This window comes from Actinomadura logoneensis, assembly GCF_003428695.1.
GTDB lineage: Bacteria > Actinomycetota > Actinomycetes > Streptosporangiales > Streptosporangiaceae > Spirillospora > Spirillospora logoneensis.
On record NZ_QURH01000469.1, the window covers coordinates 1 to 1,077 of the forward strand.

A 1,077-nucleotide genomic window follows, 5' to 3' on the forward strand; every position below is an offset into this window, starting at 1 on the left:
CCTTCGGCGCGCGCCGCCGGGCGGCGGTGGCCCGCTGCCGCGGGGCGGCGGTGGCCGGTCGCTGCCCCGGCTCGTCCTGCTCGATCGCCTGCTGGAGGCGGCGGCGCGCCCGGTGGAGCCGGACGCGAAAGGCCGTCTTCGAGCAGCCGAGGACGCGGGCCGCGTCGCGCGGGGCGAGTCCCTGCCACGCGGTGAGGATCAGCACCTCCCGGTCGTCCTCGGCCAGCGCGGCCAGTGCGCGCAGCACCCCCAGCCGCTCGGCGACGTGCTCGGCGACGTCCCCCGCCGGGCCGGGCGCGTGCCGAACCAGCTCCTGCGCGAACGCCTCGCGCCGGGCGTCGGCGCGGTGCCCGTCGCGCAGCACGTTCCGCGCCACGCCGAGCAGCCACGGCAGCGCCGGCTCCGGCACGTCCCGGATGCGCCGCCACGCGATCGCGAAGGTCTCGCTCACCACCTCGTCGGCGATCTGCCGGCCGGCGCGCGCGGTGGCGTACGCCCACACGCGCTGCCGGCAGGCGTCGTAGATCGCGGTGAACCGCTCTTCATCGGCCGTCACCTGCTTCTCCGTCCGTCCCGGTGTCTTCCGTCACCAGGGAGTGGTGCGGGAGAGGCCAGTGTTACCGCCGCGATCCAGAACGTCCGGGACGAGTCTCCCTCCCGACGTTCCGCCCCCGCGCGCCCCGTCCTCGGCGGGGCGGACGGACGTGCCCGGCGCGAACCGGGGCAGCCGCTCCCTTTCAGCTCAATTCCGCCTATTAACGGGAATTGATCGACGCTTTGAGATCACCCGCAAGACCATTTCCACGTTCCCGCTACGACACCCGTTCCCTACCGCTAGCATCCCGCGAGTTGGCGATCGCCATCACCTTTCCCCCTTCTCATTTCCTCGGGAAAGGCTCTTCTTTGGAGGGGTCCCATTGAACAGACGTGCCGTCCGGTCCGGGGCGCTGCCGCTGGCGGCGGCGCTGCTGCTCGGCGGATGCGGCGGGCACGGGGCCGAGGACGCCGCGGGCGCCGCGGGACGGCCGGGACGGGGGGCGGACGCGCCGGAGGCGACGACGTTCACCACGCTCCACG

1 protein-coding gene is annotated in these 1,077 nt (G+C 74.2%); it reads right to left on the reverse strand.

Annotated features, from left to right (window positions below):
• Positions 1-556: RNA polymerase sigma factor (locus DZF91_RS23370; protein WP_235834496.1), on the reverse strand; the 556-nt coding region annotated here is incomplete at its 3' end.
• Positions 557-1,077 lie beyond the last annotated feature (521 nt).